The organism is Paenarthrobacter sp. RAF54_2, assembly GCF_052113945.1.
In the GTDB taxonomy this organism is placed as follows: domain Bacteria; phylum Actinomycetota; class Actinomycetes; order Actinomycetales; family Micrococcaceae; genus Arthrobacter.
Genome location: NZ_JBFRDV010000006.1, coordinates 468,848 through 475,139 on the forward strand (window position 1 = coordinate 468,848; position 6,292 = coordinate 475,139).

Genomic DNA, 6,292 nt, shown 5'->3' on the forward strand with positions numbered 1-6,292 from the left:
CACAGGGCCAGTCCAGGTCTATGGCAGAACGACAACCTGGGCGCCAAAGACCAATCCGGCGCCGAAACCGATCTGCAATGCCAGCCCACCGCTGAGTTCAGGGTTCTCCTGAAGAAGGCGGTGCGTGGCCAGGGGGATGGAAGCAGCTGATGTATTGCCGGCTTGGGCGATGTCGCGGCCAATGAGGACGGTCTCGGGAAGCTTCAGCTTCTTCACCATCTCATCGATGATGCGCATGTTCGCCTGGTGGGGAACAAAAGCGGCGAGGTCGCTGGCTTCTATGCCGGCGGCGTCGAGCGCTTGCTGCGCTACCTTTGCCATTTCCCAGACGGCCCAACGGAAAACAGTCTGGCCGTCCTGGCGCAGCGTAGGCCAGACATCCTGTGTTGCAGAGATGATTGCGAGGTCATCTGTTTCGTCGGAGTGACGGGCCGATTCGCCCAGCTTCTTGACGTCTTCCAAAGAGTGGGTCATTCCAATTGCATCCCACTTGCTACCGTCCGAGCCCCACACTGAAGGTCCGATGCCGGGGGTGTCGGAAGGTCCAACCACTACTGCGCCGGCGCCGTCGCCGAGCAGGAACGAGATGGTGCGTTCGTGGTTGTCGATGACGTCAGAGAGTTTCTCGGCGCCGACCACCAGGACATATTCGGCAGCACCGGAGCGCACCAGCGCGTCTGCCTGGGCCACGCCGTAGCAGTAACCCGCACAGGCGGCGGAAATGTCGTAGGCGGGTGCCGGCGTCGCGCCCAATCGCTCCGTAAGGGCAGCGGCTGCCGAGGGCGTTGCGTAGGGGTGGGTCACGGTGGACACGATGATTGCACCCAGCTGGGACGGTTCGATCCCGGCCTGCTGGATGGCTTCGCGGGCGGCGCCTTCGGCCATGTCGATGACACTGACGTCAGCGGCTGCCCGGTGGCGGGTGATGATGCCGGTGCGCTGCCGGATCCATTCATCCGAGGAATCGATCCACTGGCAGACGTCGTCGTTGGTGACGATGACATCCGGACGGTAGGCGCCGATGCCCAGGATGCGGGCGTTCTCGTTCACCGTCGCTTTGTTCAGTACGGGGGTGCTCACGCTTGTCCCTCCAATTCAGCGAAAAGTGCCAGGGCCGCGGACAAATCATCCGGGGTTTTGACGGCAACTGTCTTGACCCCTGGCATTCCACGCTTTGCCAAACCAGCAAGCGTGCCGGCCGGAGCCAGTTCGATCACACCGGTTACTCCGCGGGCCGAGAGATTCTCCATGCACTGGTCCCACCGGACGGGCCTGGAGACCTGCGCAATCATGCTGTCGACGGCGGCAGAACCTGCCGTAACTTCCTTGCCGTCGTAGTTGGACAGCAGGGGGACAGTCGGGTCCTGCGGAGACAAGGAGGGCTTCAGGGCTTCCAGTGCGCTGACGGCGGGAGCCATGTGCGAGGTGTGGAAGGCGCCGGCAACCTTCAGGGGGATGACGCGTGCCTTGGCCGGCGGGTTGTCCGCCAAGGCCTTGAGCTGCTCGAATGTTCCTGCGGCGACAGTCTGGCCGGCTCCGTTCACGTTGGCGGGAGTGGCGCCCGATGCCTCGATGGCGGCAAGGACCTCAGCGGGGTCCCCACCGACCACTGCACTCATGCCTGTCGGGGTTACCGCCGCTGCGGCCGCCATACTGTTGGCCCGCTCGCGGACGAAAGTCATGGCTTCCTGCTCAGTGAGGACGCCGGCAAGGGCAGAAGCCGTGATTTCACCGACGGAATGCCCTGCAAGGACAACCGGAAGTGTGTTGAGTTCGACGTCGAACAAAGACTTGGCTGCCACCAGGCCCGCGGCCACGATCAGCGGTTGGGCCACTGCGGTGTCTTTGATGGTTTCTTCATCAGAGGTGGTTCCGTGGGCCTTGAGGTCGATGCCTGCGATCTCGCTCAGGGTGGCCAATTGGCCTTCGACGGAGGGGAGTTCCAGCCAAGGGGCCAAAAATCCAGGGGTCTGGGAGCCCTGTCCAGGGCAGACGATTGCAAGCACGTATCCAGCTTTCCAAATTGCCACGTGATCCACTGGTGTTTTCGTACACCAAGCTCACTGGGTCAGTTTGTAGGAAGTCTACAACGGTTCAGTTCTGTGAACGCGATGCGTGACGCTCGGGGGTGGCTTTGGGCTGGGCCGAAAGCCGGCCCACCACCAGGGCAGTTTGAAGTACGAATGCTTCCCTTGGGAGGAGCGGATCCCAGCCTGTCACATCGCAGACACGCTTCAAACGGTAGCGCACAGTGTTGGCATGGACGAACAATTCACGCGCTGTTGCCTCCAATGAATGTCCCAACTCAAGGTAGGTTCCCAATGTTTCCACCAAGCCGTTTGAGGCCGCCAGCAACGGACGGTAAATATTCTTGATGAGTGACCGCCGGGCCGCATCATCACCGGAAACAACGCGTTCCGGGAGCAAATCGTCCGCTGCAACAGGCCGCGGCGCCGAGGGCCAGGCGCGGGCGGCGGTAAGGCCAGCGAAGGCGGCCTGGGCCGAAGTGCTGGCCTCCAGCAACGAGCCGGCCTCCGGGCCATAGACGACGGCACCCGGCGCGAAAAGTTCACTGAGCTTGAGGTACGCCGTATCCCGGTCCTGGACGCCGCCGAGGATAAGAATGAGGCGGTCACCTTGGATTCCTACAAGCGCGTCTTCTGCGAAACGGCCGGCAGTCCGGCGTAAATCGCTAACGTAACTGGCGCTGGGCTCCGATGGCGAGTTGCCCACCATGACGGTGAAACGTTCCTGCGCTTTCCAGCCCAGGGCCGCGATTCTTGATCGAAGGGCGTCCGTGTTTTCGCCCCGCAGGATTGCATCCACGATCAATGCCTCAAGCCGGGTGTCCCAAGATCCCCGTGATTCCGCTGCGCGTGCGTAGACATCCGCGGCCGCGAAAGCCACTTCCCGGGAGTAACGAAGCACCGCCTCGCGCAGCGAAGGCTGGTCCGATTCAGGGGCGATCACAGGAACCTGGTCTTCGACGACCTCCACCACAATCCTGATCAACTGCAAGGCCTTCTGCAGGCTGATGGAGCGCGTCAATTCAGTGGGTGCATTGCCAAAGACGTCGGTCAGGATCCACGACGGCGAACTGGGACGTTCATACCAGGTTACAAAAGCGGCAATGCCATTTTGCGCCACGAGCCCCAAAGCGGAGCGTTCATCAGAGCTCAGCCGGCCGTACCAAGGCAGCGATTTCTCAAGCTGCCGCATGGTGCTGGTGGACAATTGCCCCACATTGGCACGGAGCTGCCGCAGGGTCTCCGCCTTTTCCGGCGACAACGCCTGGGTTGCTGCTTTGCGCTTTGTAGTGATTTTGCTGGGCTCTGCCATGGAACGAGCATACGGTGCATCTCAGGCAAGCTCCATTTGTGCGAAGGCTACAACTTATGTTGTCGCTGGTCACGTCATGTTGCGCGGTGAAAAGGCTTGATTAAACGCCCGACGGCGGCCCCCACCTTCCGATGGAAGCCGCCGTCGCGGTTACTGCTTGAGTTTGTGCAGTCCCGGGCTACAGCCCAACTGCTCGTTTACTAAGCCTCGCCGCCTGCTCCGCCGGTGGTGCCSGCGTTCACATCCAGTAGCCGGTACTTATCGATGGCCTTTTCCAGCGCACCTTCTTCGACTTCTCCCTTGGCGGCGAGGAGTTGGAGGGTTTTGGCGACGATGGAGTGGGTGTCGTTTTTGAAGTAGCGGCGGGCGGCTTGGCGGGTGTCGGAGAAGCCGAAGCCGTCTGCTCCGAGGGAGGCGAAGTCGTTGGGGATGAATTGGCGGATTTGGTCGGGGACGGCTTTCATGTAGTCGGACACGGCGATSACGGGTCCGGTGGTGCCKGCGAGTTGTTCGGTGATGAACGGGGTGCGGGCGGGTTGGCCGGGGTTGAGGAAGGCGTGTTCTTCGGCGGCGAGGCCGTCGCGTCGCAGTTCGTTCCAGGACGTCACGGACCAGACKTCGGCGGCGACTCCCCAGTCCTCGGCGAGGATCCGGGCGGCGTCCAGGGCCCAGGGCACGGACACGCCGGAGGCGAGGATGTTCGCGGTGGGCCTGGTGTCCCCGGTGGTGTTTTCCGGGGCGGGCGCGAGGCGGTAGATGCCTTTGAGGAGCCCGTTGACGTCGAGGTTCTCGGGTTCGGCGGGTTGGGTGATGGGTTCGTTGTAGACGGTGAGGTAGTACATCACGTTTCGGTCTTCACCGGTGCCGGTGGCCTCGGTGTCGGGGCCGTACATTTCTTCGAGGCCGTGGCGGATGATGTGGCCGATTTCGTAGCCGTAGGCGGGGTCGTAGGTTTTCACGGCGGGGTTGGTGGAGGCCAGGATGGGGGAGTGCCCGTCGGCGTGTTGGAGTCCTTCGCCGGTGAGGGTGGTTCGTCCTGCGGTGGCGCCGATGATGAAGCCGCGGGTCATTTGGTCTGCGGCGGCCCAGAAGGAATCTCCGGTGCGTTGGAAGCCGAACATGGAGTAGAACACGTAGATCGGGACCAGGGGTTSGCCGTGGGTGGCGTACGCGGTGCCGGCGGCGGTGAACGCTGCGACGGCGCCGGCTTCGTTGATGCCGGGGTGGATCAGTTGCCCGGCGGGGGATTCCTTGTAGGCCAGGACGAGGTCCCGGTCCACGGAGAGGTAGTTCTGGCCCTTGGGGTTGTAGATTTTCGCGGTCGGGAAGAACGCGTCCATGCCGAAGGTCCGGGATTCGTCCGGGACGACGGGCACGAACCGGGCCCCGAAGTTCTTATCCCGCATCAGGTCCTTSAGGAGCCTCACGAAGGCCATGGTGGTCGCGGCTTGTTGTTTGCCGGAGCCGCGTTTGGCGACCTCGTAGGACTTGGCTTCGGGCAGGGTCACGGGGGTGTGGGTGCGGCGGCGTTCGGGSACGAACCCGCCGAGTTCTGCCCGGCGTTCCATCAGGTACCGGATTTCGGGGGCGTCCATGCCGGGGTGGTAGTACGGGGGCCGGTAGAGGTCCGCGTCGAGCTGGTCATCGCTGATGGGGATGCGCAGGTGGTCACGGAAGGCCTTGAGGTCTTCCATGGTCAGCTTYTTCATCTGGTGGGTGGCGTTGCGGCCYTCGAAGTGCGGGCCCAGGCCGTAGCCCTTGACGGTTTTGGCCAGGATCACGGTGGGTTTGCCCTTGAACTCSACCGCTGCCTTGTACGCGGCGTAGACCTTGCGGTAATCGTGCCCGCCGCGTTTGAGGCCCCAGATCTGCTCRTCGGTCAGGTCCGCGACCATGTCCTTGGTCTGCGGGGACTTGCCGAAGAAGTGATCCCTGACGAACCCGCCGGACTCGGCCTTGTAGGTCTGGTAGTCACCGTCGGGGGTTTCGTTCATGATTTTCACCAGCGCCCCGTCGGTGTCGTTTTCCAGCAGGGTGTCCCATTCCCGGCCCCAGACGACCTTGATCACGTTCCAGCCCGCGCCGCGGAAGAACGCCTCGAGTTCCTGCATGATCTTGCCGTTGCCCCGCACGGGCCCGTCCAGGCGCTGGAGGTTGCAGTTGATCACGAAGTTCAGGTTGTCCAGGTTCTCGTTCGCTGCCAGCTGCAGCAACCCGCGGGACTCGGGCTCGTCCATTTCCCCGTCGCCGAGGAACGCCCAGACCTGCTGGTCGGAGGTGTCCTTGAGGCCGCGGTTGTGCAGGTACCGGTTGGACTGGGCCTGGTAGATCGCGTTCATCGGACCGATGCCCATCGACACGGTCGGGAATTCCCAGAAGTCCGGCATCAACCTGGGGTGCGGGTACGAGGACAGGGCGTGGCCTTGTTTGGACTTTTCCTGACGGAACCCGTCCAGGTCCTCCTCGGAGAGCCGTCCTTCCATGAACGCCCTGGCGTACATGCCCGGGGACGCGTGGCCCTGGAAGAACACCTGGTCCCCGCCCGAGGGGTGGTCCTTGCCGCGGAAGAAATGGTTGAACCCGACCTCGTACAGGGTCGCCGCGCCGGCATAGGTGGAAATGTGCCCGCCCACCCCGATATCGGCCCGCTGCGCACGGTGGACCATGACCGCGGCGTTCCAGCGCATGTACGCACGGTACCGGCGCTCGAACTCCTCGTTCCCGGGAAACTCCGCTTCCTGGTCCACCGGGATCGTGTTCACATAATCAGTGGTCGTCACCATCGGCACACCCACCGACCGGGCACCGGCACGCTGCAACAACGACCGCATAATGTACTGGGCACGCTCCGTGCCCTGCTCCGCGATCAACGCATCAAGGGACTCAATCCACTCCGCGGTCTCTTCCGGATCACGATCAGGCAGCTGGGCAGTCAACCCGCTGAGGATGTGTG

The 6,292-nt window shown here is 63.0% G+C and carries 4 protein-coding genes; all 4 read right to left on the reverse strand.

Annotated features, from left to right (window positions below):
- Positions 1 to 18 precede the first annotated feature (18 nt).
- Positions 19 to 1,080 (reverse strand): beta-ketoacyl-ACP synthase III, encoded by a 1,062-nt coding sequence (locus AB4Y87_RS08725; protein WP_442003966.1) that lies wholly within the window; start codon positions 1,078 to 1,080, stop codon positions 19 to 21.
- Positions 1,077 to 2,006, reverse strand: coding sequence for an ACP S-malonyltransferase (locus AB4Y87_RS08730; protein WP_442003967.1), 930 nt, complete (start codon positions 2,004 to 2,006; stop codon positions 1,077 to 1,079). Before AB4Y87_RS08730 ends, AB4Y87_RS08725 begins: the two co-directional genes overlap by 4 nt.
- Positions 2,007 to 2,094: 88 nt before the next feature.
- Positions 2,095 to 3,339 (reverse strand): PucR family transcriptional regulator, encoded by a 1,245-nt coding sequence (locus AB4Y87_RS08735; RefSeq protein WP_442003968.1) that lies wholly within the window; start codon positions 3,337 to 3,339, stop codon positions 2,095 to 2,097.
- A 200-nt stretch (positions 3,340 to 3,539) separates the two neighbouring features.
- Positions 3,540 to 6,292 (reverse strand): pyruvate dehydrogenase (acetyl-transferring), homodimeric type (aceE, locus tag AB4Y87_RS08740; RefSeq protein WP_442003969.1); only part of this gene is annotated, 2,753 nt, incomplete at its 5' end.

What these genes read in the sequence shown, in the direction of transcription:
- AB4Y87_RS08735 (WP_442003968.1), bottom strand. Translation starts at nt 3,339, where the DNA reads ATGGCAGAGCCCAGCAAAATCACTACAAAGCGCAAAGCAGCAACCCAG.